The organism is Escherichia whittamii (assembly GCF_014836715.1).
Taxonomy (GTDB): Bacteria; Pseudomonadota; Gammaproteobacteria; order Enterobacterales; family Enterobacteriaceae; genus Escherichia; species Escherichia whittamii.
Genome location: NZ_JACSQI010000013.1, coordinates 34765 through 55907, shown reverse-complemented (window position 1 = coordinate 55907; position 21143 = coordinate 34765). Strand labels below are relative to the sequence as shown.

19 protein-coding genes, 1 tRNA gene, 2 other RNA genes and 1 pseudogene are annotated in these 21143 nt (G+C 51.2%); 16 read left to right on the top strand and 7 right to left on the bottom strand.

Annotated elements, in window-relative coordinates:
* Positions 1 to 109: 109 nt before the first annotated feature.
* The gene (locus H9644_RS17655; protein ID WP_123057978.1) at positions 110 to 997 is read right to left on the bottom strand and encodes a LysR substrate-binding domain-containing protein; all 888 of its coding nucleotides are present in this window, start codon (positions 995 to 997) and stop codon (positions 110 to 112) included.
* A 133-nt stretch (positions 998 to 1130) separates the two neighbouring features.
* Between H9644_RS17655 and H9644_RS17650 the strand changes: the two genes are divergently transcribed.
* The 5 genes and pseudogenes from H9644_RS17650 to H9644_RS17630 form a co-directional block, all read left to right on the top strand.
* Complete coding sequence (locus H9644_RS17650) at positions 1131 to 2141, top strand: aldo/keto reductase (RefSeq protein ID WP_000023622.1); 1011 nt, start codon at positions 1131 to 1133, stop codon at positions 2139 to 2141.
* 19 nt (positions 2142 to 2160) lie between these two features.
* Positions 2161 to 2958 (top strand): SDR family NAD(P)-dependent oxidoreductase, encoded by a 798-nt coding sequence (locus H9644_RS17645; RefSeq protein WP_064527865.1) that lies wholly within the window; start codon positions 2161 to 2163, stop codon positions 2956 to 2958.
* A gap of 25 nt (positions 2959 to 2983) precedes the next feature.
* Entirely contained in the window at positions 2984 to 3400 is a 417-nt protein-coding gene (locus H9644_RS17640; RefSeq protein WP_064527863.1) for an SRPBCC family protein, read from the top strand.
* Positions 3401 to 3554: 154 nt separating this feature from the next.
* Positions 3555 to 3767 carry a YdgH/BhsA/McbA family protein gene (locus H9644_RS17635; protein ID WP_191775682.1) on the top strand — a complete coding sequence of 71 codons (213 nt, stop codon included), beginning with the start codon at positions 3555 to 3557 and terminating at the stop codon, positions 3765 to 3767.
* Between the two features lie 135 nt (positions 3768 to 3902).
* A pseudogene (locus H9644_RS17630) lies at positions 3903 to 4241 on the top strand (oxidoreductase); the annotation flags it as partial.
* Positions 4242 to 4417: 176 nt separating this feature from the next.
* On the opposite strand, the gene cspE reads toward H9644_RS17630, so the two are convergent.
* Complete coding sequence (cspE, locus tag H9644_RS17625; RefSeq protein ID WP_000014594.1) at positions 4418 to 4630, bottom strand: transcription antiterminator/RNA stability regulator CspE; 213 nt, start codon at positions 4628 to 4630, stop codon at positions 4418 to 4420.
* Positions 4631 to 4910: 280 nt separating this feature from the next.
* Positions 4911 to 5201 (bottom strand): HTH-type transcriptional regulator, encoded by a 291-nt coding sequence (locus tag H9644_RS17620; RefSeq protein WP_191775680.1) that lies wholly within the window; start codon positions 5199 to 5201, stop codon positions 4911 to 4913.
* Between the two features lie 419 nt (positions 5202 to 5620).
* Between H9644_RS17620 and H9644_RS17615 the strand changes: the two genes are divergently transcribed.
* Positions 5621 to 6331, top strand: coding sequence for a DUF3053 domain-containing protein (locus H9644_RS17615; protein ID WP_064527854.1), 711 nt, complete (start codon positions 5621 to 5623; stop codon positions 6329 to 6331).
* Positions 6332 to 6379: 48 nt separating this feature from the next.
* Here H9644_RS17615 and ghrB read toward each other — a convergent pair whose 3' ends face one another.
* Together ghrB and H9644_RS17605 are read right to left on the bottom strand one after the other, a co-directional pair.
* The gene (ghrB, locus tag H9644_RS17610) at positions 6380 to 7354 is read right to left on the bottom strand and encodes a glyoxylate/hydroxypyruvate reductase GhrB (RefSeq protein WP_191775678.1); all 975 of its coding nucleotides are present in this window, start codon (positions 7352 to 7354) and stop codon (positions 6380 to 6382) included.
* A gap of 103 nt (positions 7355 to 7457) precedes the next feature.
* A complete protein-coding gene (locus tag H9644_RS17605) occupies positions 7458 to 8117 on the bottom strand; it encodes an OmpA family lipoprotein (RefSeq protein WP_000747625.1) in 660 nt (219 codons plus the stop codon).
* Between the two features lie 152 nt (positions 8118 to 8269).
* On the opposite strand from H9644_RS17605, the gene bisC reads away from it, so the two are divergent.
* Entirely contained in the window at positions 8270 to 10603 is a 2334-nt protein-coding gene (bisC, locus tag H9644_RS17600) for a biotin sulfoxide reductase (RefSeq protein WP_191775676.1), read from the top strand.
* Here bisC and H9644_RS17595 read toward each other — a convergent pair.
* Both H9644_RS17595 and tag read right to left on the bottom strand, forming a co-directional pair.
* A complete protein-coding gene (locus H9644_RS17595) occupies positions 10572 to 11012 on the bottom strand; it encodes an N-acetyltransferase (RefSeq protein ID WP_064527847.1) in 441 nt (146 codons plus the stop codon). The genes bisC and H9644_RS17595 overlap by 32 nt on opposite strands.
* The gene (tag, locus tag H9644_RS17590) at positions 11012 to 11572 is read right to left on the bottom strand and encodes a DNA-3-methyladenine glycosylase I (RefSeq protein ID WP_191775674.1); all 561 of its coding nucleotides are present in this window, start codon (positions 11570 to 11572) and stop codon (positions 11012 to 11014) included. Before tag ends, H9644_RS17595 begins: the two co-directional genes overlap by 1 nt.
* A gap of 157 nt (positions 11573 to 11729) precedes the next feature.
* Here tag and H9644_RS17585 point away from each other — a divergent pair, with 157 nt between their 5' ends.
* The 9 genes from H9644_RS17585 (at position 11730) to dppC (ending at position 21134) form a co-directional block, all read left to right on the top strand.
* Positions 11730 to 12428: an autotransporter outer membrane beta-barrel domain-containing protein gene (locus tag H9644_RS17585; RefSeq protein WP_064527843.1), complete on the top strand. Its 699-nt coding sequence runs from the start codon at positions 11730 to 11732 to the stop codon at positions 12426 to 12428.
* Positions 12429 to 12656: 228 nt separating this feature from the next.
* Positions 12657 to 13859, top strand: coding sequence for an L-lactate MFS transporter (locus H9644_RS17580; protein WP_135522583.1), 1203 nt, complete (start codon positions 12657 to 12659; stop codon positions 13857 to 13859).
* A gap of 276 nt (positions 13860 to 14135) precedes the next feature.
* Positions 14136 to 15827, top strand: coding sequence for a kdo(2)-lipid A phosphoethanolamine 7''-transferase (eptB, locus tag H9644_RS17575; protein ID WP_191775672.1), 1692 nt, complete (start codon positions 14136 to 14138; stop codon positions 15825 to 15827).
* 91 nt (positions 15828 to 15918) lie between these two features.
* A tRNA-Pro gene (locus H9644_RS17570) sits at positions 15919 to 15995 on the top strand.
* 34 nt (positions 15996 to 16029) lie between these two features.
* Positions 16030 to 16164: non-coding RNA, RtT sRNA (locus tag H9644_RS17565), on the top strand.
* Between the two features lie 34 nt (positions 16165 to 16198).
* A non-coding RNA gene (locus H9644_RS17560) (RtT sRNA) lies at positions 16199 to 16333 on the top strand.
* A 954-nt stretch (positions 16334 to 17287) separates the two neighbouring features.
* On the top strand, positions 17288 to 18895 hold the full coding sequence (gene dppA, locus H9644_RS17555; protein ID WP_001222876.1) for a dipeptide ABC transporter substrate-binding protein DppA: 1608 nt from the start codon (positions 17288 to 17290) through the stop codon (positions 18893 to 18895).
* Positions 18896 to 19202: 307 nt separating this feature from the next.
* On the top strand, positions 19203 to 20222 hold the full coding sequence (gene dppB / locus H9644_RS17550; protein WP_191775670.1) for a dipeptide ABC transporter permease DppB: 1020 nt from the start codon (positions 19203 to 19205) through the stop codon (positions 20220 to 20222).
* A gap of 9 nt (positions 20223 to 20231) precedes the next feature.
* On the top strand, positions 20232 to 21134 hold the full coding sequence (gene dppC / locus H9644_RS17545) for a dipeptide ABC transporter permease DppC (RefSeq protein ID WP_064527826.1): 903 nt from the start codon (positions 20232 to 20234) through the stop codon (positions 21132 to 21134).
* The last annotated feature ends 9 nt before the right edge of the window (positions 21135 to 21143 follow it).

Here is a 21143-nt window from a genome sequence, read left to right as displayed (position 1 = left end):
AAAAAACCTGCCATCTGGCAGGTTTTTTTATCGCTATAACCCGTCCTGAATAGTGTTGACACGTTCTGGTCGGGGCTCAGGCGGGAACTAATGGTTCCCGCTTAACGTTTTATTCACCGCGCAGAATCTGGCGGAAATGGGAAACCAGCGGACGTTGGTTGGCTTTATGCCATGCTGCCCATAATTGCGTTGAATAATTCATCCACGGCAATTCACGTAATACCACCCCTTCCGGCGCATTATGACGCAGACTATGTTGAATTAAGGCCAGACCTAATCCCGCAGCGACCAGACCTAATGCCGTGAGTGGTTCACCCGCTTCCAGGCGAATATCAGGATTAAACCCGGCGTTAACACAGGCGGCGACAAAATGATCGCGAGAATGCGCATCGTCGTTATGAATCACCGCAATCCACTGCTGATCGCCAAGTTGCGACGCGACAAGGTTTTCCTCCTGCGCCAGAGGATGATTTTGCGGTAAGGCCAACAACATTCGATCATCCAGAACCTGAATATATTCCAGATCCTGCTCGCTGTCGGCGGGCGGCGTATCGACCAGGGAAAAATCGAGACTGCGCTGGCGCAGGCCTTCAATCTGGGTGGCCGGTGGTTGGCTGTAAAGTGCGATATGCACATTCGGACGCGATACACGTAACGTACGTAGCGCCGTAGAAAGCACACCGGAATGCATGGCGTTTTCAATATAGCCAATACACAAGCCGCCATCTTCACCACGCCCCAGGCGTTTGCCTAACGACTCCAGACGGTTGGCGTGTGTCAGCAACGAACGTGTTTCGGCAAGGAATGTATGTCCATCAGCGGTCAGGCGAATGCGCTGCTGATTACGCTCAAACAGCGTCAGCCCCAGCCGTTCTTCCAGTTGTGCAATCTGGCGGCTCAGTGGTGATTGCGAGATATGTAATCGCTCGGCTGCGCGTCCCACGTGCTCTTCTTCTGCGACCACCACGAAGTACTTCAGTTGGCGTAAATCAATCATGTTAGACCTCAAAGGACTTAAGTCAGACGAATTATGTCCTATCAGGTCACAGCGTTGCAATGTATTGTGATCCTCGTCACAGGGCGATAGCAAAAAAACGCCCGAACCCAAACTGAATAATTGAGGACATCTTATGAGCATCAAAAATTTACTTCCCGGCAAAATTGGCTTAGGCGGCGCACCACTCGGCAACATGTTCCGTGCCATTCCGGAAGAAGAGGCCCACGCCACCGTGAGCGAAGCCTGGAACCTGGGCGTGCGTTACTTTGATACCGCGCCGCTGTACGGCTCTGGCCTTTCTGAAATCCGCATGGGTGAAGCGCTGTCTCAGTATCCACGCGATGAATACGTTCTGAGCAGCAAAGTCGGCCGCATCATGCTGGACGAAATGGAAGATCCGGCAAAACGTGATTTCGGTGAAAAAGGTGGCCTGTTCGAACACGGCCTGAAAAACAAAATTCTGAATGACTACTCTGCTGACGCCACGCTGCGCTCGATTGAAGACAGCCTGAAACGCCTGAAAACAGACCGTCTGGATATTGTCTGGATCCACGACCCGGCGCAGGACTTCTACGGTGACAGCTGGCTGGAGCAGTTCAACATTGCCCGTACCGGTGCGTTTCGTGCGCTGACACGTTTGCGTGACGAAGGTGTGATTAAAGCCTGGGGACTGGGTGTGAACCGCGTCGAACCTTGCGAACTGACGCTGGCGCTGGACGAACCGAAGCCAGATGCGTTCCTGCTGGCGGGGCGTTATTCCCTGCTGGATCACGAACGTGCGCTGCAACGCTTGATGCCAGAAGCACTGGAACAGAACGTGGATATTGTTGTGGGCGGTCCGTACAGCTCTGGCGTACTGGCAGGTGGCGAGCACTTTGAATATCAGAAAGCCTCTGCGGCCATCCAGCAGAAAGTGGCACAAATTAACGCCATTGCCACACGTTTCAATGTGAACGTTAAAGCAGCTGCGCTGCAATTCGCGCTGGCAAACCCGGCCGTTGCGGCGGTTATTCCTGGCTCCAGCCGTCCTGGTCGTATGGCAGAAGATCTGGCTGCACTGAATGCGCCTGTTCCGGCTGAATTCTGGGCAGAAATGCGCCGTCAAAATCTGGTTGCGGAAAATGCTCCGCTGCCGACCCGTTAATCAACCTGGTGAGAAAACGATGAAACTGGATCTGACAGGTAAAGTCGCGGTGGTCAGCGGCTCAACCTCCGGCATTGGGCAGGGTATCGCCGCCGGACTGGCAAAAGCAGGCGCAACGGTGGTTGTCGTCGGCCGTAAACAGAGCGGCGTTGATGACGCCATGGCTGCGATTGCGGCACAAACTCCCACGGCGTCACTGCGCGGCGTGGTGGCCGATCTCAGCACCGAAGACGGCGTGGCTACGCTGATCACTGCAGTCCCAACGGCTGATGTGCTGGTCAATAATCTGGGTATTTTCAACGATAAAGATTTCTTTAGCGTTCCGGATGATGAGTGGATGCACTTCTATAACGTCAACGTCCTCTCTGGCGTTCGTCTGGCGCGTCACTATGCGCCAGGTATGGCGGAGCAGGGCTGGGGGCGGATTATCTTTGTCTCGTCCGAATCCGGCGTGGCAATCCCTGGCGACATGATCAACTACGGCGTCACCAAAGCCGCGAATCTGGCGGTTTCTCATGGTCTGGCGAAACGACTGGCGGGGACCGGTGTGACCGTCAACGCCATTCTGCCAGGGCCAACCTTTACCGATGGCCTGAAAGAGATGCTGGCGGATGCCGCTGCACAGTCGGGACGCAGTGCGCGTGAACAGGCCGATGAGTTTGTTAGAACCTCGCGTCCGAGCTCCATCATCCAGCGTGCGGCGGATGTGGAAGAAGTGGCGAATCTGGCGGTTTATCTCGCGTCACCGCTTTCCTCGGCAACCACAGGGGCAGCTCTGCGCGTCGATGGCGGCGTCGTCGACACCCTGACTATGTAACCCTATAAATTAAGAGAAAATTATCATGGCTAAAACAACTGTATCGATCGAAATTCCGGCGTCTGCCGACGCCGTATGGCAATTGATGGGCGGCTTTGATGCGCTGCCAGACTGGCTACCCTTCATCCCGAAAAGCGTGGTGACAGAAGGTGGTCGCGTTCGTTCGCTGACAACCTCTGACGGCGGCACGGTGGTTGAACGTCTGGAAGCGTTCGATAACCGCCAGCGCAGTTATACCTATTCTATTATTCAGGCACCGTTCCCGGTTGTGGATTATCTCTCCACCATCACGGTTCAGGAGACTGCCGACAGCCAGGTTTCCCGTGTGGAATGGTCAGGTGAATTCACCCCTGTGAACGTGAGCAATGAAGAGGCCGAGGCGCTGTTTACCGGCATCTACCGTGATGGCCTCAAGGCGCTGAAAGACAACTTTGTTGCCTGATGCGAACGACAGGCGTTGGAATGTCCGGCGCCTGATTATTAACAATATAGAATAGCCTATTGTCATTTGTATCATTTATGTCATCAAACAACAGGCGTGTTCTCCTCTCATCGCGTTATCCGACGCACTTAATCAATATATTCTGGATATGACTATGAAAACTATTATCGCAATTGTTACCGCTTCCCTGTTCTCTGCTGCGGCGTTCAGCGCCTCTGCGCAATCCGTAACGGCAACGGGCACCACGCTGGATTCTGCGGAAGCGGTTATTGCGCAGAAAGCGAAAGAGATGAATGCCTCTGAATACAAAATTACCAGCGCTCGCATGGGCAATACCGTCACCATGAGTGCCGAACTGTATAAATAATCGCGCGAGGAACCCATTATGTTATTTGCTAAATATGCGCTGAATGCGTTGTTATTAAAAAACCGTATTGTAATGCCACCGATGACGCGTTCCCGCGCCGGTGCGGGCGACGTAGCGACTGACATGATGGTGGACTATTACGCGGCGGCAAGCGTACTGAACGAGCTGGGGATTGCCTATATCCATATTGCCGAAGCCGACTGGGAAGATGCGCCGGTGATGCCTGCGGCCTTTAAAGAAGCGCTGCGCATAATTTTCCACGGCACGCTGATTTACTCCGGTAAATACACCAAAGCGCGCGCCGAAGAGGCGTTGGCTAACGGCTGGGCGGATCTGATTGGTTTTGGTCGTCTGTTTATTGCCAACCCGGATCTTCCACATCGTCTGGAAAACGATTTACCGCTGAATGCGCCCATCAAAGAGAAATTCTTTGGCGGCGGTAAAGATGGATATCTGAATTATCCGTTTCTCTGAATTTGTTTTTTTGTCAGTCTGTCGTGATTGCCACATGCCGGACTTTTGTCCGAATATTCCTGTGCCGGATCTGGATTGCTCCTGCGACTGCTCTTCTCTACATTTAACGCGTTTTTTAAATAAAAAAATCCCCGCCAATTGGCAGGGATCTTAGATTCTGTGCTTTTAAGCAGAGATTACAGGCTGGTTACGTTACCAGCTGCCGGGCCTTTAGCGCCGCTTTCGATGGTGAAGGACACTTTCTGACCTTCGTCCAGAGATTTGTAACCATCGTTCTGGATAGCAGAGAAGTGTACAAACACGTCTTTAGAGCCATCGTCAGGAGTGATGAAGCCGAAGCCTTTGTCAGCGTTGAACCATTTTACGATACCAGTCATTTTACCGGACATAGTGTATTACCTTTAATAATTAAGTGTGCCTTTCGGCGATATGGCGTGCTTTACAGATTTTTGAAGCGTTAAAGGAATGTGCACTACGAGGGGTATCAACGATAACTCTTGAAGGGACTTGCCTTACTACACTGCTTTAATGGTCTGTACGTCAAACCGTTGAGTGCATTAAGCCACGCATTGGGGGCCGATGCAACAATTATTTTTCAAATTTATGATTAATTGGTCGGAAAGCGGTCCTGTCATCAGGACCGTAAACATCAAAAAAGTTAATAAAACTCTATTCCATCAACTGTTTACTTAATGCCGGATTGGCCTGAATCAGACGCATTAATTTTAGTTCAGCACTGGAAGGCTTCACTCGTCTGGATTCCCATTCCTTTACCATCGCAACGGATACGCCCAAAACCCGGGCGAAATCATCAATTTTTAACCCCGTTCCTTTGCGTAATTGCTCAATCTCGGTACAGGGCGTTGGTCTGTGCGTCAGGGTAATCTTTTGTGTTTCATCTTTAAAAACAATTTGTTCCAGGCTGCTCAACAGCTCATACATTGGATCTTTATATTCCATTGAAAACTCCTCAAATCACACTGCGGGATCGTGAATTGCATTGAAGCTCATTAAGAATAGCCGGGAAACACAGACTCAGCGGGAAGCAGCAGGAGTGTGATTCGATTCAGCTCATCAATAACTGTGACTTATAGTTACCTAACGATATGATTAATGCCGATATATTTTGCAGAATCCAGTATTGTAAAGATTCCGAAAATTTCACCTATTGAAGAGAAGTAAAGTTCTGGCTAAAAAACGCAATAGCAATGCCTGTTTTTAACAATGAAACAACAAATTAACCTTCCTTCATTTTCTACATCATTTTCCCAGGAAGATTATGCATAAAGGGTATCTTGCAAGCTTGTCCTGGACTATCCTTGTCACGTCAGACACACGTGTGTCGTTGTGCGCTTTTTTTGGGTGAAAGGAGTAAGAAAATGGCGACAGGAAAGTCCTGCTCTCGCTGGTTTGCGCCTCTTGCGGCGTTATTAATGGTAGTTAGCCTGAGTGGGTGTTTTGATAAAGAAGGTGATCAGCGTAAAGCGTTTATCGACTTCCTGCAGAATACAGTGATGCGTAGCGGTGAGCGTCTACCAACCCTGACTGCCGATCAGAAAAAACAATTTGGTCCTTTTGTCTCTGATTACGCGATTCTGTATGGCTATTCCCAACAGGTGAATCAGGCGATGGATTCCGGTCTGCGTCCGGTTGTAGACAGCGTTAACGCAATTCGAGTACCACAGGATTATGTCACGCAAAGTGGTCCACTGCGTGAAATGAACGGTTCGCTGGGTGTACTGGCGCAACAGCTACAAAATGCGAAGTTGCAGGCCGATGCAGCGCACTCTGCGCTGAAACAGACTGATGACCTGAAACCAGTCTTTGATCAGGCATTCACCAAAGTGGTGACGACACCGGCTGATGCGTTACAACCGTTGATTCCGGCGGCGCAAACCTTTACACAACAACTGGTAATGGTTGGGGACTATATTTCCCAGCAGGGTACTCAGGTAAGCTTTGTGGCGAATGGCATTCAGTTCCCGACTTCGCAGCAGGCGAGTGAATATAACAAACTGATTGCGCCATTACCGGCACAGCATCAGGCGTTTAATCAGGCCTGGACCACTGCAGTAACTGCAACCCAATAAAGAGTAAAAGCCCGAGAGATTTTCGGGCTTTTCTTCACGCAGTCGCGGTTAGTCTGCGACTTGCGGATTCACACAGTTCTTCTCGACATTCCCTTGTAACGCATTAATCAAATTATCCACAGCACAGGCGGCCATGCCATAACGCGTCTCATGGGTGGCAGAGCCAATATGTGGGACTGCGACGACATTTGCCATTGAGAGCAGCGGTGAATCTACTGACAGTGGCTCTTGTTCGAAGACATCCAACCCGGCGGCGTGAATTTCCCCTTTCTGCAATGCCGCAATCAGTGCATTTTCGTCAACCACCGGTCCACGTCCTGCATTAATGAAGATGGCGGAGGATTTCATTTTGGCGAATTGTTCAGCGCCAAACAGGTGATGAGTTTCTTCTGTCAGCGGTAGGATCAGGCAAACGAAATCCGATTCTTGTAACAGCGTATCCAGATCGCAATAACGGGCGTTAAAGCGTTCTTCAGCTTCTTTATGGTGGCGGCGAGCGTTATAGAGAATCGGCATATTGAAACCAAGGTGTGCCCGCTGCGCCAGTGCCATGCCGATCCGTCCCATCCCGACAATGCCAAGTGTTTTATGATGCACGTCGCTGCCGTACCAGTCCGGGCCGATGCTCGCGGTCCATTCACCTGCTTTTACGCGTTCAGCTACCTCGACAACCCGACGCGCGGTACACAGCACCAGCGCCATCAGCGTATCGGCCACCGTCTCCGTTAATACGGTTGGCGTATGCATTAGCAGGATTTTTCGGGCGGTAAGCGCATCGACATCGAAATTGTCATAGCCTACAGAGATAGTTGATGTGGCACGCAGTTTCGGCATTTTTTCCAGCAACACAGCATCAACATTTTCATTTGAACCTAACAAGCCTTCGGCTTCGGCAAAAATCTCCGCGTTTTGCTCAACGGTCTGTGGAGTCAGATCTGTCACCTGGTGAACGGTGAAATGCGCTTGCAGGCGTTGCAGTAAATCATCAGGTAAGGCTTTGTAGAGGATAACGGACGGCTTCATGCTTCTCTCCATTCACTGTTAAGGCGATCACCTTAGCCTGAAAAATGAAGCAGGAAAACCTAAGAATACCAGGTGATTGAATCACCACCTGGCATGAAAGTGATTACAGCGGGCTTAACGTAATTTCTACGCGACGGTTTTGGGCTTTGCCTTCTGCGGTGCTGTTGCTGGCGATTGGATTAGCCGGGCCAAGACCCTGGGTACGAATACGGCTGGCGTCAACGCCCTGGGTAATCAACGCGCTGGCAACGGAATCAGCACGCTGCTGCGAAAGGCGCATGTTCAGGTCATGACCGCCAGTGCTGTCGGTGTAGCCAATCACGTTAACCGCCGTTTTCGGGTACTCTTTCAGCACCATTGCAACACCGGTCAGGGTGTTAGCACCTGCTGGTTTCAGAGTGGCGCTGCTGCTGTCGAAGGTCACATTGTTCGGCATGTTGAGGATAATGTTGTCCCCGCTACGGGTTACGCTAACGCCTGTGCCGCGCATTTTGTCGCGCAGTTTCGCTTCCTGTACATCCATGTAATAGCCAACGCCGCCGCCCAGTGCCGCGCCTGCTGCTGCGCCAATCAGTGCGCCTTTACCGCGATCTTTCTTCGAAGAAGAGAGTGCGCCAATACCCGCGCCAACGAGAGAGCCCAGACCCGCGCCAATAGCAGATTTACCCGCTTCGCGTTCGCCGGTGTAAGGGTTAGTTGTACAGCCAGATACCGCCAGAGCGCCACTCACAACGGCGGCAATAAGATAAACACGTTTCTTCATTGTTAATCCTTAATAACCTTTTTATTCTTTGCCACGGGTTTCGTGGCGGAAGATTATGCCGCGTGAACATGAAGATTATTCCTGGGAATACTCGGAAATTTGTAAGTAATATTTAACTGCTCAATACATCTAACTTTTCAGGAGCCTTCGGTTTGGCCAACTCATCCTCACGTTATTCTGTTCTTACTGCTGCCCACTGGGGACCCATGCTGGTTGAAACCGACGGTGAAACAGTTTTTAGCTCGCGTGGTGCGTTAACCACAGGAATGGAAAACTCCTTGCAGAGTGCGGTTCGCGACCTGGTTCATAGCAATACGCGGGTGCGATTTCCGATGGTGCGTAAAGGCTTTCTTGCGTCACCGGCAAACCCACAAGGCATTCGCGGGCAGGACGAATTTGTGCGCGTGAGTTGGGATGAGGCACTGGATCTTATTCACCAACAACACAAACGTATTCGTGGAGCTTATGGTCCTGCGTCGATTTTTGCTGGTTCCTACGGCTGGCGTTCAAACGGCGTGCTGCATAAAGCGTCAACCTTATTACAACGCTATATGGCGCTGGCAGGCGGCTATACCGGCCATCTGGGGGATTATTCGACCGGCGCGGCACAGGCGATTATGCCGTATGTTGTGGGCGGCAGCGAAGTTTATCAGCAGCAGACCAGTTGGCCGCTGGTGCTGGAACATAGCGATGTGGTGGTGCTGTGGAGTGCTAACCCTCTAAATACGCTGAAAATTGCGTGGAATGCCTCCGATGAGCAGGGGCTTTCTTACTTTTCCGCACTGCGTGACAGCGGGAAAAAGTTGATCTGTATTGATCCCATGCGATCGGAAACCGTCGATTTCTTTGGCGATAAAATGGAATGGGTGGCACCGCATATGGGAACTGATGTGGCGCTGATGCTGGGGATAGCCCATACGCTGGTGGAAAACAGCTGGCACGACGAAGCGTTTCTGGCACGTTGCACTACCGGCTATGACGTCTTCGCCTCTTATTTACAGGGCGAGAGTGATGGCATAGCGAAAACTGCCGAATGGGCGGAGGGAATTTGTGGTGTTCCGGCAGATAAAATTCGCGAACTGGCGGCTATTTTCCATCAAAACACGACCATGCTGATGGCGGGATGGGGAATGCAGCGTCAGCAGTTTGGCGAGCAAAAGCACTGGATGATCGTCACGCTGGCGGCAATGTTAGGGCAAATTGGCACACCTGGTGGCGGTTTTGGCCTTTCCTACCATTTTGCTAATGGCGGTAACCCTACGCGCCGCGCCGCAGTGCTCTCTTCCATGCAAGGCAGTTTGCAGGGGGGGACGGATGCGGTAGATAAAATCCCTGTCGCCCGTATTGTCGAGGCTCTGGAAAACCCAGGTGGCGCATATCAACACAACGGCATGAATCGTCACTTTCCGGATATACGCTTTATCTGGTGGGCGGGCGGCGCCAATTTTACACATCATCAGGACACTAATCGTCTGATCCGTGCCTGGCAAAAACCGGAGCTGGTAGTTATTTCAGAATGCTTCTGGACGGCGGCAGCGAAACACGCCGATATCGTCCTGCCTGCAACCACGTCTTTTGAGCGTAACGATCTCACCATGACCGGAGATTACAGCAATCAGCATCTTGTTCCGATGAAACAAGTGGTGCCACCGCGTGACGAAGCGCGTAATGATTTTGACGTCTTTGCTGAATTAAGCGAACGCTGGGAGAAGGGCGGCTATGCACGGTTTACGGAAGGGAAAACTGAGCTGCAATGGCTGGAAATGTTTTATAACGTTGCCCGGCAGCGTGGGGCAAGTCAGCAGGTTGAATTGCCACCGTTTGATGAGTTCTGGCAAGCCAACCAGTTGATTGAGATGCCGGAAAGTCCTGACAGTGAGCGGTTTATTCGCTTCGCCGATTTTCGCCGCGATCCGCAGGCTCATCCATTAAAAACCGCCAGCGGTAAGATTGAAATCTTCTCGCAGCGTATTGCGGATTACGGTTACCCGGATTGTCCGGGGCATCCCATGTGGCTGGAGCCGGATGAGTGGCAGGGTAATGCCGAACCGGAACAGTTGCAGATACTTTCTGCCCACCCCGCACATCGTTTGCACAGCCAGCTAAATTACAGTTCTCTGCGTGAATTATACGCGGTGGCAAACCGCGAACCTGTCACCATCCACCCTGATGATGCACGAGCGCGAGGCATAAAAGAGGGCGACACGGTACGCGTGTGGAACTCGCGCGGGCAAATTCTTGCCGGCGCGGTCATTAGCGAAGGTATTAAACCTGGCGTGATTTGTATTCACGAAGGGGCATGGCCCGATCTGGATTTAACCGCTGGCGGCATTTGTAAAAACGGCGCGGTGAACGTGCTGACGAAAGATCTCCCCAGCTCGCGGCTGGGGAATGGATGCGCGGGTAACACTGCGTTAGCGTGGCTGGAGAAATACACTGGCCCGGAACTGCCACTTACGGCGTTTGATCCGCCTGCCAATCCATAATCCAGGTGGGAAGTTGGGTTTCTTCCTGCCAGGCGCAGTCGACAATATGGAATCCTTGCGCGTGGTAAAAATTTATCGCGGGCTGGTTTTTCTGGTAAACCTCCAACAATAAATGGGGATGGCGTTGTTGCACATGTTGCATCAGCGCCTTACCAATACCGCGCCTGACGGCCTTTGGTGTGACAAACATCGCAGCCAAAAATCGTCCTTCCATCACGCTGACAAAACCGAGAAACTTGCCGTCTTCTTCCCACACCCAGTTTTGCGCGTTGGCAAGATAAGCATCACGCACCAGCGGAATGCAGTCACGCCAGTAGCTTTCTTCTATAAAAGGATGTCCCCAGGTTGTACTTTCCAGCCATAATTCAAGGATCGCAGGTAATTCCAAACGTTGCGCTTCTCGAATCATTATTTCCCCCCCGGATGGCAACAGCAGCCAACGACATGATCGTTCACCAGCCCGCATGCCTGCATAAAGGAGTAACAAATCGTCGTGCCAACAAATTTGAAGCCGCGTTTTTTCAGTGCTTTGGAAAGCGCGTCAGAGGCGGGCGTTGACGTGGGGATTTCGCTCAACGTTTTGGCTTGTGTCACCTGTGGCTGATGGTTTACGAACGACCAGACAAAGTCGGCAAACGGTTCGCCGTTCTGCTCCATTTGCAGGAATGCCCGTGCATTACCAATTATCGCCTGAATTTTCCCACGATGGCGGATAATCCCGGCATCAAGCACCAGTCTTTCGACGTCCTCTTCCTGCATAGCCGCGACTTTTACCGGATCGAACTGATGAAAACAGGCGCGATAGTTTTCACGTTTTTTGAGAACGGTAATCCAGGATAACCCTGCCTGTTGCCCTTCAAGGCAGATCATTTCGAACAGTTTATTACTGTTGGTTTCAGGCACGCCCCACTCGTTATCGTGGTAGGCAATATAAAGCGGGTCCTGACTCACCCAGCCGCAACGTTCCATACTTTCCCTCGCTATGTACCCGATCGTAAATATTTCACCCTCTTTTCTTGACGCATCGGTGAAAAAGTCAATATTTAATACAGGGCTAAGATGCCCGACATCCTACATACAATGACAATAATATTGCCGAATTCGGCTCTTCCCTGGAGTCGTGTTAATGATCATAAAAAAATGCGGTGGTCGCTGGCCCCTAAGTCTGCTGGCGAGCGTGGTAATCAGTTCTTTTTTTCTCAACACAGCTTACGCCTGGCAACAAGAATATATCGTTGATACGCAGCCAGGACATACCACAGAGCGTTATACCTGGGATAGCGATCACCAACCGGATTACAACGATATTTTGTCGCAACGTATTCAAAGTAGCCAAAGAGCGCTGGGACTGGAAGTTAATCTGGCGGAAGAAACCCCGGCGGATGTGACCAGCAGTATGAGTATGGGCTGGAATTTTCCTTTATATGAGCAGGTTACAACAGGTCCAGTCGCCGCATTACATTACGATGGCACAACCACCTCGATGTATAACGAGTTTGGTGACAGTACTGCAACACTGACCGATCCGTTATGGCATGCCAGCGTCAGTACGTTAGGCTGGCGTGTTGATTCCCGACTTGGCGATTTCCGTCCCTGGGCGCAAATCAGCTACAACCAGCAATTTGGTGAAAATATCTGGAAGGCTCAATCAGGCCTGAGTCGCATGACGGCGACAAATCAGAATGGTAACTGGCTTGATGTGACCGTAGGCGCCGATATGTTGCTTAACCAACATATTGCCGCCTATGCCGCGTTATCCCAGGCAGAGAATAGCGCCAATGATAGTGATTATTTGTATACCATGGGCGTTAGCGCCAGATTTTAACGTATTTTTTACAACTATGGGCTGCTAATAACAACCATTGCAATGATAGTGGGTGCTAACTGACCAAATAATTATTGTGGTGAATATTTGTCACGTCATTCATTCCTGAACTAAGGCATTTCATTCCGTTCTGATGGCATTTCATGCCTTTTTTTCCCCTGCATAAAATGCACTTCGTTATGTTTGTCGGCAGAGAATTTTCCTTTTTACTACCGCAGGAATACTGCCATGACACCTTCAAACTATCAGCGTACGCGCTGGCTTACCCTTATCGGTACCATTATCACCCAGTTTGCGCTGGGGTCAGTTTATACCTGGAGCCTGTTTAATGGCGCGCTCTCTGCCAAACTGGATGCGCCGGTCAGTCAGGTTGCTTTCTCCTTCGGTCTGTTGAGTCTGGGACTGGCGATTTCTTCTTCTGTTGCAGGCAAGTTACAGGAACGTTTTGGTGTCAAGCGCGTCACAATGGCTTCCGGTATTCTGCTGGGATTGGGTTTCTTCCTTACCGCGCATTCCAACAGCCTAATGATGCTGTGGTTGAGCGCTGGTGTGTTGGTCGGTCTGGCAGATGGTGCGGGCTACCTGCTGACCCTTTCTAACTGCGTGAAGTGGTTCCCGGAGCGTAAAGGTCTGATCTCCGCATTCGCCATTGGTTCTTATGGTCTGGGAAGCCTGGGTTTCAAATTTATCGACACACAATTGCTGGAAACGGTCGGTCTGGAAAAAACCTTTGTAATTTGGGGCGCGATTGCGCTGGTGATGATTGTCTTTGGCGCGACTTTAATGAAAGATGCGCCGAAACAGGAAGTAAAAACCAGTAACGGCGTAGTGGAAAAGGACTACACCCTGGCAGAGTCTATGCGTAAACCGCAATACTGGATGCTGGCGGTAATGTTCCTGACGGCCTGCATGAGCGGCCTGTATGTGATTGGGGTAGCGAAAGATATTGCTCAGAGCCTGGCGCATCTTGATGCAATCTCCGCGGCCAATGCGGTAACAGTTATTTCTATTGCTAACCTTTCTGGTCGTCTGGTGCTGGGCATTCTGTCTGACAAAATCGCCCGTATCCGCGTCATCACTATTGGACAGGTTATTTCGCTGGTGGGTATGGCAGCACTGCTATTTGCACCGTTGAATGCGGTGACGTTCTTCGCGGCGATTGCCTGTGTGGCGTTTAACTTCGGTGGCACAATTACCGTCTTCCCGTCACTGGTCAGTGAGTTCTTCGGCCTCAATAACCTGGCGAAAAACTACGGCGTGATTTATCTCGGCTTTGGTATCGGTAGTATCTGCGGTTCGATTATCGCCTCACTGTTTGGCGGTTTCTATGTGACGTTCTATGTCATTTTCGCCCTGCTGATTCTATCTCTGGCGCTTTCAACGACCATTCGCCAGCCTGAGATCAGAGTGTTGCGCGAAGTACATGGTTAAGTTTAGCAACAGGTTTTAGACTTGTTCTGAGATTAAAAGGGTCATAAAACTGGCCCTTTTAAGCGTTCAATTACTACATAAGTCTCCTTTCATACTTGTATTTTTGTAAATTTGTGCTTCAAGCACATTCTTTCCCCACACTTTTTCCCTTTGCTGTGGTCTACTTATCTGTGTGTGCAGATTTTCCTTATCTGACGACCTTCGCACTTTTCCCTTGCCTGGCTTGAAAGGCCATTATGCAGGGTGTTATCACCTGTTTTTCCAGGGTTTGTTTGCATGAGATATATCAAAACGATAACACAGCAAAAGCTAAGTTTTTTGCTCGCTGTCTATATCGGCCTGTTTATGAATTGCGCAGTCTATTTCCGTCGGTTTGACGGTTACGCGCATAACTTCACTTTTCTTAATGGCGTCTCGGCGGTTATCGAACTGGCAGGGACGGTTCTGGCAACCTTCTTCTTTTTACGCTTAATTTCACTTTTCGGTAGAACAGTCTGGAAAGTGCTGGCCTCGTTGCTGGTGCTGATCTCTGCCGGAGCCAGCTACTACATGACATTTATGAATGTCATGATTGGCTACGGAATTGTCGCTTCGGTGATGACCACCGACATTGACCTGTCGAAAGAAGTGGTTGGCTGGACGCTTATCGCATGGGTTGTACTGGTGAGTATTATCCCGTTGCTATTTATCTGGATGAACCGCTCACAAGATACTTTCTGGCGTCAGCTTCGTACTCCGAAAACACGCTGGCGTAGTGCGCTTACCGTGCTGTTGGCGGGCTTATTAGTATGGGGGCCAATCCGTCTGATGGATGTAGTGCAAAAGCGTGCAGACCGTATGGCCGGAGTGGATATGCCGAGCTACGGTGGCGTGCTGGCGAACTCTTATTTGCCTTCTAACTGGCTTTCTGCGTTGGGGCTGTATGCCTGGGCGCAAGTGGATGAATCGTCAGACAATCGGTCGCTGATGAATCCGGCAAAAAAATTCACCTATACCCCGACGCAAAATCTCGACGATACCTATGTGGTTTTCATTATTGGCGAAACTACACGTTGGGATCATATGGGGATGCTGGGCTACGAGCGCGATACCACGCCGAAGCTGGCCAAAGAGAAAAACCTGGTGATGTACCGTGGTTATTCTTGTGATACCGCCACTAAATTATCACTACGCTGTATGTTTGTGCGTGAAGGTGGAACGGAAGATAACCCTCAACGTACGCTCAAAGAGCAGAACGTATTTGCGGTTCTCAAACAGTTGGGCTTTAGCTCTGATTTGTACGCTATGCAGAGTGAGATGTGGTTCTATAGCAACACCATGGCTGACAACATTGCCTATCGCGAGCAAATTGCAGCAGAGCCGCGTAACCGTGGGAAAGCGGTGGACGATATGTTGCTGGTCAATGAGATCGAGCGTTCTCTGGAGAAAAAACCAGAAGGTAAGCATCTGATTGTGCTGCATACCAAAGGGTCACACTATAATTATACTCAACGTTATCCCCGTGAGTTTGCCCAGTGGAAGCCAGAGTGCTATGCAATTGACCGCAAATGCCCACGCGCGCCGATGATTAACTCATACGATAACTCCATCACCTACGTTGATCATTTTATCGACACGGTGATCGACAAATTCCGCGATAAGAAGGCCATAATTTTCTATGCTGCGGACCATGGTGAATCAATTAACGAGCGTGAGCATTTGCATGGCACCCCCCGTCAATATGCGCCGCCGGAGCAGTTCCGCGTACCGATGATGGTCTGGATGTCGGATAAATATCTGGAGAATCCGGCCAACGCGCAGGCGTTCGCGCAATTGAAGAAAGAAGCGGATATCAAAGTGCCACGCCGTCATGTGGAACTGTACGACACCATTTTAGGTTGCCTTGGTTATACTTCACCTGACGGTGGTATCAACGAAAACAACAACTGGTGTCGAATCCCTGAGACGAAGAAGGCAGAAGCTAACTAAATGCACTGCTGAGTTTCTCGCCAGTCAACTGGCATTTTATCATTAAGGGATTGACGAAGGCGTATCTGAGCAGTAAGATGCGCCCCGCATTCGGTGATTGGCGCAGCCTGGTAGCGCACTTCGTTCGGGACGAAGGGGTCGGAGGTTCGAATCCTCTATCACCGACCAAATTCGAAAAGCCTGCTCAACGAGCAGGCTTTTTTGCATCTGTAGCCTAAAGAGGATGAGAACCTCCGGGGGCAGGGAGGTTCGACTCGAGCGAAGCGAGAGAACGTTGCGCCAGCAACGGCCCGCAGGGCGAGCCACGAAGTGGCGAGTAATCCTCTATCACCGACCAAATTCGAAAAGCCTGCTCAACGAGCAGGCTTTTTTGCATCTGTAGCCTAAAGAGGATGAGAACCTCCGGGGGCAGGGAGGTTCGACTCGAGCGAAGCGAGAGAACGTTGCGCCAGCAACGGCCCGCAGGGCGAGCCACGAAGTGGCGAGTAATCCTCTATCACCGACCAAATTCGAAAAGCCTGCTCAACGAGCAGGCTTTTTTGCATCTGTGCCTGCTCGAACCCAGGCCTGATAAGACGCGCCAGCGTCGCATCAGGCAAATGTGCCAGCCTGTTGTCGGATGCGGCGTAAACACCTTATCCGACCTACATGAGTGTGCTAATTCAATAAATTGCATCTCTCCCGGTAGGCCTGATAAGACGCGCCAGCGTCGCATCAGGCAAATGTGCCAGCCTATTGTTGGATGCGGCGTAAACACCTTATCCGACCTACAGGATTGTGCTAATTCAATAAATTGCATCTCTCCCGGCAGGCCTGATAAGACGCGGCTGCGTCGCATCAGGCAAATGTACCAGCCTATTGTCGGATGCGGCGTGAACGCCTTATCCGACCTACACTCCACATATTTCCCCGCCAAAATTGCGCCCCACATCTCACTATCCATTAACGGATTTGTGACAGAATCCATTGTCTTTTTTTATATTTGCTTAAATCTTTTTTTGCGTTACTTATGGCTGGCGCTGGCATTTTCCGCTGTGCGGTTTAGCGTTCATGGTATTAATCGCTCAGATATCCACCTTTTCATCAGATTTTTTTCACGAAAAGCATAAAATTTAATCACCAATTGTTGATAAATATTAAGCTGATTGTTCTGGTTATGTTGGAGTAGCACAAATTTCTCTGCTGCAAATAGTTGTTTGAAGTTTTTTTAATCTTTGTTTGTGGATTCTCACCGTTGGTGTAAATCCCGGTTGGCTGTATTGACGTTTTCACATTCTGTTGACAGATTGTAGGTCACGAGGGGCATTTTATGGAGGATCCGCACTGTAACACTGATGTTAATTAGTACGGCATCCCCACCTCATAACGTTGACCCGACCGGGCAAAAAACAAAAAAGGTCAGGCAGCGACAACCCACTGCAAAGGGTTAAAACAACAAACATCACAATTGGAGCAGAATAATGCGTATTTCCTTGAAAAAGTCAGGGATGCTGAAGCTTGGTCTGAGCCTGGTGGCTATGACCGTCGCAGCAAGTGTTCAGGCTAAAACTCTGGTTTATTGTTCAGAAGGATCACCGGAAGGGTTTAACCCGCAGTTGTTTACCTCTGGCACCACCTATGACGCCTCTTCCGTGCCGCTTTATAACCGTCTGGTTGAATTTAAAATCGGCACCACTGAAGTGATTCCGGGGCTCGCTGAAAAGTGGGAAGTCAGCGAAGACGGTAAAACCTATACCTTCCACCTGCGTAAAGGTGTGAAGTGGCACGACAACAAAGAATTCAAACCGACGCGCGAACTGAACGCCGATGACGTGGTGTTCTCGTTTGATCGTCAGAAAAACGCCCAGAACCCGTACCATAAAGTTTCTGGAGGCAGCTACGAATACTTCGAAGGCATGGGCTTGCCGGAGCTGATCAGCGAAGTGAAAAAGGTGGATGACAACACCGTTCAGTTCGTACTGACTCGCCCGGAAGCGCCATTCCTTGCTGACCTGGCAATGGACTTCGCTTCTATTCTGTCAAAAGAATATGCAGACGCGATGATGAAAGCCGGTACGCCGGAAAAACTGGACCTTAACCCAATCGGTACTGGTCCGTTCCAGTTGCAGCAGTACCAGAAAGATTCCCGTATTCGCTACAAAGCGTTTGATGGCTACTGGGGCACCAAACCGCAGATCGATACGCTGGTCTTCTCTATTACCCCTGACGCTTCCGTGCGTTACGCTAAACTGCAGAAAAATGAATGCCAGGTGATGCCGTACCCGAACCCGGCAGATATCGCTCGCATGAAGCAGGATAAATCCATCAACCTGATGGAAATGCCGGGGCTGAATGTCGGTTATCTCTCGTATAACGTGCAGAAAAAACCACTCGATGACGTGAAAGTTCGCCAGGCTTTGACTTACGCGGTAAACAAAGACGCCATCATCAAAGCGGTTTATCAGGGCGCGGGTGTGGCCGCGAAAAACCTGATCCCGCCAACCATGTGGGGCTATAACGACGACGTTCAGGACTACACTTACGATCCAGAAAAAGCGAAAGCCCTGCTGAAAGAAGCCGGTCTGGAAAAAGGCTTCTCCATCGACCTGTGGGCAATGCCAGTACAACGTCCGTATAACCCGAATGCTCGTCGCATGGCAGAAATGATTCAGGCTGACTGGGCGAAAGTGGGCGTACAGGCCAAAATCGTCACCTACGAATGGGGTGAGTACCTCAAGCGCGCGAAAGATGGCGAGCACCAGACGGTAATGATGGGCTGGACTGGTGATAACGGGGACCCGGATAACTTCTTCGCCACCCTGTTCAGCTGCGCCGCCTCTGAGCAAGGCTCTAACTACTCAAAATGGTGCTACAAGCCGTTTGAAGATCTGATTCAACCGGCACGTGCCACCGACGACCACAACAAGCGTGTTGAATTGTACAAACAAGCACAGGTCGTGATGCACGATCAGGCTCCGGCACTGATCATCGCGCACTCCACCGTATTTGAACCGGTACGCAAAGAAGTTAAAGGCTATGTGGTTGATCCATTAGGCAAACATCACTTCGAAAACGTCTCTATTGAATAATTAAAAGCCATACGAGATTAATGACAAACGCAATACTGCCTGATGCGCTCCGCTTATCAGGCCTACGAAAATTCTGCAATGTATTGAGTTTGCAAGATTTTGTAGGCCGGATAAGGCATTCACGCCGCATCCGGCATGAATAAAGCGCACTTTGTCAACAATCTGCATACCCGGTGGCGCTGCGCCTCTGCGCGCAGCGCCATCCGGCAGCAATACTTCATTCCCTGTCCAGCCAGGGCGGGAATTGATTTGTGAGCAATACAGACACGCAGTTCCAGGCTGCGAGTCACTACAGAGAATCCGGGTTATGTTGCAGTTTATTCTCCGACGTTTGGGACTCGTCATCCCCACGTTTATCGGTATTACCCTTCTCACATTTGCCTTTGTCCACATGATCCCGGGCGATCCGGTGATGATCATGGCGGGTGAACGTGGGATCTCCCCAGAGCGTCACGCACAACTGCTGGCTGAACTCGGCTTAGATAAACCGATGTGGCAGCAGTACCTCCACTATATTTGGGGCGTTATGCACGGCGATTTAGGCATTTCGATGAAAAGCCGAATTCCGGTATGGGAGGAGTTCGTGCCGCGCTTCCAGGCAACGCTGGAACTTGGCGTCTGCGCGATGATTTTTGCGACCGCGGTTGGCATTCCGGTTGGTGTGCTGGCGGCGGTTAAACGTGGTTCTATTTTCGATCACACGGCAGTTGGCCTGGCGTTGACCGGCTACTCAATGCCTATCTTCTGGTGGGGCATGATGCTGATCATGCTGGTTTCGGTGTACTGGAACCTGACGCCCGTCTCCGGTCGTGTGAGCGACATGGTGTTCCTCGATGATTCCAATCCGTTAACCGGTTTTATGCTGATCGACACTGCCATCTGGGGTGAAGACGGCAACTTTATCGACGCCGTCGCGCATATGATCTTACCAGCGATGGTGCTGGGCACAATTCCGCTGGCGGTTATCGTTCGTATGACGCGCTCCTCGATGCTGGAAGTGCTGGGTGAAGACTACATTCGCACTGCGCGCGCCAAAGGTCTGACCCGCCTTAGGGTGATTATCGTCCATGCGCTGCGTAACGCGATGCTGCCGGTGGTGACCGTTATTGGCCTGCAGGTAGGGACGCTGCTGGCGGGGGCGATCCTGACCGAAACCATCTTCTCGTGGCCCGGTCTGGGGCGCTGGTTGATTGACGCGCTGCAACGCCGCGATTATCCGGTGGTGCAGGGCGGCGTATTGCTGGTGGCGACGATGATTATCCTCGTCAACCTGCTGGTCGATCTGCTGTACGGCGTGGTGAACCCGCGTATTCGTCATAAGAAGTAAGGGGACATCATGTCACAGATTACTGAAAATAAAGTGATTAGCGCACCAGTGCCGATGACCCCGTTACAGGAGTTCTGGCACTATTTTAAACGCAACAAAGGCGCGGTTGTCGGACTGGTTTACGTCGTCATCGTGCTGTTTATTGCGATCTTTGCCAACTGGATTGCGCCGTATAACCCGGCGGAACAGTTCCGCGATGCACTGCTCGCCCCGCCAGCCTGGCAGGAAGGCGGCAGCATGGCGCATTTGCTGGGCACCGATGACGTAGGGCGTGATGTGCTGTCGCGCCTGATGTACGGCGCGCGCTTATCGCTGCTGGTCGGCTGTCTGGTGGTGGTGTTGTCGCTGATTATGGGCGTTATTCTCGGCTTGATCGCCGGTTACTTTGGCGGCCTGGTCGATAACATCATCATGCGCGTGGTCGATATCATGCTGGCACTGCCAAGCCTGCTGCTGGCGTTGGTGCTGGTGGCTATCTTCGGTCCGTCGATTGGTAACGCTGCGCTGGCGCTGACCTTCGTTGCCTTGCCGCACTATGTCCGCTTAACTCGCGCCGCCGTGCTGGTGGAAGTGAATCGCGACTACGTGACCGCTTCCCGCGTGGCGGGAGCCGGGGCGTTGCGCCAGATGTTTATCAATATTCTTCCCAACTGCCTTGCGCCGCTGATTGTCCAGGCGTCGCTCGGTTTTTCTAACGCCATTCTCGATATGGCCGCCCTTGGCTTCCTTGGCATGGGGGCGCAGCCGCCAACGCCGGAGTGGGGCACCATGCTCTCCGACGTGTTGCAGTTCGCGCAAAGCGCCTGGTGGGTCGTGACCTTCCCGGGGCTGGCGATCCTGCTGACGGTGCTGGCATTTAACCTGATGGGTGACGGTCTGCGTGACGCGCTCGATCCCAAACTGAAGCAGTAAGAGGTTCGA